Source organism: Roseofilum sp., assembly GCF_982964205.1.
On record NZ_CEZBFX010000212.1, the window covers coordinates 1 to 3,168 of the forward strand.

The 3,168-nt window shown below is 41.1% G+C and carries 3 protein-coding genes and 1 pseudogene; all 4 read left to right on the forward strand.

Going from position 1 to position 3,168, the window contains the following annotated elements; all coding sequences use genetic code 11:
• Positions 1 to 413 precede the first annotated feature (413 nt).
• Complete coding sequence (locus AC3A14_RS24390) at positions 414 to 686, forward strand: hypothetical protein (protein WP_318735732.1); 273 nt, start codon at positions 414 to 416, stop codon at positions 684 to 686.
• Between the two features lie 9 nt (positions 687 to 695).
• Positions 696 to 1,106 (forward strand): type II toxin-antitoxin system VapC family toxin, encoded by a 411-nt coding sequence (locus tag AC3A14_RS24395; RefSeq protein ID WP_318735735.1) that lies wholly within the window; start codon positions 696 to 698, stop codon positions 1,104 to 1,106.
• Positions 1,107 to 1,290: 184 nt separating this feature from the next.
• Entirely contained in the window at positions 1,291 to 1,917 is a 627-nt protein-coding gene (locus AC3A14_RS24400) for a class I SAM-dependent methyltransferase (protein ID WP_318735738.1), read from the forward strand.
• 293 nt (positions 1,918 to 2,210) lie between these two features.
• Positions 2,211 to 3,168: pseudogene (locus AC3A14_RS24405) on the forward strand (DUF2157 domain-containing protein); the annotation flags it as partial.

The following is a 3,168-nucleotide window of genomic DNA, read 5'->3' on the forward strand; positions in this document are numbered from 1 at the left end:
ATCGGGTCATGGAACATCTGGCCTAATGAGCGAAGGATTAACCATGGGTATTATATAGCGCTACGCGCTAGGCAAAAGGCAAAAGGCAAAAGATTATGGGTGGAGATATAGACAACTAACAAACAAGGGTTTTTAGATATCCTTGCCAGTTCTCTACATATAGTAAGCACCAACAACTGCTTCAAAGGTACAACTCTGTAAATTGGGATTATTAAATCCTCCCTTAATTTATGCTTAAAACAGAATTACACAGGAGATTATAATGGTGATTCGTTATCAAATCATTCTCTCTTGGAGTGAAGTCGATCGAGCGTTCATTGCTGAAGTTCCTGAACCCCAAGGTCGATTATCTCTATCGTAATTCGCTAGTTAATGTTATAATGATATTAGGGAAATCGTTGAGGTAAGAGAGAATGTCTTCACCCGAAATGCTCGATAAAATACTACAGTTATCCATAGGCGATCGCTGGCAACTAGTAGAGTCTATCCTGAATTCTATTCAAGCAGAAACTTTGCCTTTTACTGCTGAATCGAGTCCAATCAACTCCACTCCTGAAAGCGATCGCCAATCTGCTCTGAAAGCTTTGGAAGAGTTGCGCGAAATGACCCAGAATTTTCCGCCAGTAGATGCTGTCGAAATTGCTCGTCAAAGTCGTGAAGAGTTAGAGCAAAGAGGCTTGATTTAGGAAAAGAATGTGGTTATTGATGCTAATTTATTAGTTGTCCTCGTTCATGAAGAGTCTCGTAGTCAACGAGTTCGCAATAAATTCAATGAGTGGATTCGTGACGACGTAAAGATTCATGCTCCTAACTTGGTACAGTATGAAGTCGCTAATGCTTTAACTAGACTGGTGAGCGCCAATAGGTTTCCTCAACAGCAGTTAGCTCAAGCTTGGATTCTTTTAAATCGTTTGACTATTACTTATCATGATTTATCAGAAGGGACAAGAATAATCGAAATTGCTTTATCCTTGAAGCGCCAAAGTGCCTATGATGCGTCTTACATTGCTTTAGCAGAAACTCTAGATGCTGCCCTTTGGACGTTGGATACTCCTTTATATCGAAATTCCCTTCAATATGGTTTTCCTGTTCATCTTGTAGAGTAAATATTTTTGTATAGATTTGGTTGTTTTTTTGTAGGGGCGGGTTATACCCAAATCTAGAAAACTAACCGATCGCTCTCCTAAACCTGCCCTCATCCCATCTAATTACTAGGCAAGATATGATATCCTGATTTAATGGAAAAAACGGTTTTCCAATTACCGATTACCAGGGCGAAGTACTATAATTATGGCAACATTTTTAAGAGAGTTAAGTTATCAATATCAGTGGTTATATGATTCTATTTCGCGGGTATCTGCCCTGGCGGTGGGGGGAGAATATCGATTTCGTCGCCTAGCTTTAAAAGATTTGCCGATTAATTCAGATACAGAAATTTTAGATCTCTGTTGTGGGAGCGGTCAAGCGACGCAGGTTTTAGTGACTTATTCGGATAAGGTGACGGGGTTAGATGCGTCTCCCCTTTCCTTGAAAAGAGCGCAACAGAATGTTCCGCAAGCAAAGTTTATGGAAGGGTTTGCGGAAAATATGCCTTTGGAGAATGAGAGTTTCGATCTGGTGCATACGAGCGCTGCATTGCATGAAATGTCGCCAGAGCAACTCGAAGAGATTTTGCGGGAAGCATATCGGGTATTGAAACCGGAGGGAGTTTTGGCGATCGCCGATTTTCATCCTCCCACCAACCCCATCTTCATCCCCGGATTATATCTGTTCCTGTTCCTGTTTGAAACGGAAACCGCTTGGCAGTTATTAAAAACGGACTTAAGACGGACTTTACAGGACATTGGTTTTCAGGTAGAACCCCCTACTCTCTACGGAGGAGGAAGTCTACAAGTGTTGCAAGCTTATAAACCGTAATTGGTAATTGATTTAGGGCAGGTTCATATAAAGTTATGGGTGGGAATTTGGGATATGGGTGAACCTGCCCCTACTTATTACTTAATTTTTCCAGCGATCGCCGAATTAATCTTACCAAACTTTAGGGTGTTATATGGCATTTTTAAATGAAATGTAAATGCTTGCTCCTTATCTCCCTTCTCCTTTCTCCTGTGAAAGAGGGATTTAGAGGTAAGGCATCCTCAGTTCACGAATCAGAAAATCTTGAGACATGAAGTGTTACAATCGATGCAATTCTAACTGCACATGACACCATGGCTCCTGTTCCTGAGTCGATCGTTAAAATTAAGCTAGATCCAGCCTTACCCATCACTTCTTTACTGGAAGGATTGAAACTTTGGCAAGATTTGGGGATTTTAACCGAGGATTCTGTCTATCTTTGCTTAAAAGTCGATACCCATCATCCGAACTTCTTAGAAGGATTAGAAATTGGCTTGCGCTTAGGATTAATCGATGACTTTCGGGTAAAACAGATTGCCCGAAATCACCTCTATTCTTCGATTCCAGAACCGCAAGCGATCGCATCACCGCTTGGAGAGCAAACTCCAATACCATCAGCGCCAGTTTTACCTTCAGCATCCAGTCTAACTAAGCCTCAACCAACGCCTCAACCGAGTTGGATCGGGCAACGATTAGATTCTCTGAAAGCAGAATTAAGTGTGCGGTGGTTATTATTCTTAGGTTTATTTCTAGTCGTTCTCTCTTCTGGTGTATTTGCTGCGAGTCAATGGGAAAATTTTCCCGCGATTGTCCAATATTCGGTGCTGTTAGGATATACCTCTTTATTTTGGTTTATTAGCCGTTTATCAAGTCAGAAAGATAACTTACAGTTAACCTCACAAGCTCTAAAATTAGTCACATTGCTCTTAATTCCGGTCAATTTTTGGGCAATGGATGACTTTGGCTTATGGAGTCATCCTTTTAATGCGTTAGTGAGTGTTGGATCGGCCGTTTATTTAACTATAATTTCTGGCTCTCTATGGCAAAATCAAAATAGGTTTTCTCTCCCTTTTTTGATTTACATTCTCGTCAGCTATCTCCATTGGGGTTGGAGCATCCCTAACTTCCCTATTTTTTCTGTCTATTTGGCGACAATTGGCAGTTTGGGTTTCTATGGAACTCAATTTCAAGATCCCGAACGTTCGTTAAAACAAACACTGCAATTGAGCCGCCTTAGTCTCTATGCCATTGGCATTCTACTCTTTCGTGCTA